A 606-nucleotide genomic window follows, 5' to 3' on the forward strand; every position below is an offset into this window, starting at 1 on the left:
AACGAACGCTATGATTTGGATGCTTATATAAGTAAAATCCCTTCAGATAAAGTGATTATTGATAGTTTGTATCTTGATAGAAACCAAGCTTTGTATGAATTGGGATTGATTTATAAAGAGCAATTTAACAATCCAAAATTAGCAAAAGAAAGATTAGAAAGAGTGGCCTCTTTACAACCAGCTGAAGATTTGATTTTACCCATTAATTGGCATTTATACCAATTAGAAACCACATTACAAAATCCAGATAAAGCAGCAGTGCACAAAAACTTCATTATTTCTAATTTTCCCGATACAAAGTTTGCACAATTGTTGTTAAATCCTGATGCCAATATTAAAGATGAGGTTACTGAAAATGAAGTTGAAACAAAATACAAAGAAGTGTATTATTTGTACAAAGAATCAAAATACGAAGAAGTAACTAAGGCTATTGATATCATTTTGCCTACAATTTCAAATGCGGATTTATTACCAAAATTCGAGTTGTTAAAAGCATATGCAATTGGGAAATCTAAAGATACAGAAACATACAAAAAAGCATTGGAATTTGTTTCTGTAAATTACGGAACAACAGAAGAAGGAAAAAAAGCACAAGCTATTCTAACT

General features: G+C 30.2%; 1 pseudogene. It reads left to right on the top strand.

Annotated features, from left to right (window positions below):
* A pseudogene (locus IU405_RS00100) lies at positions 1-606 on the top strand (hypothetical protein); the annotation flags it as partial.

It is taken from the genome of Polaribacter sp. BAL334 (genome assembly GCF_015767435.1).
Taxonomy (GTDB): Bacteria; Bacteroidota; Bacteroidia; order Flavobacteriales; family Flavobacteriaceae; genus Polaribacter.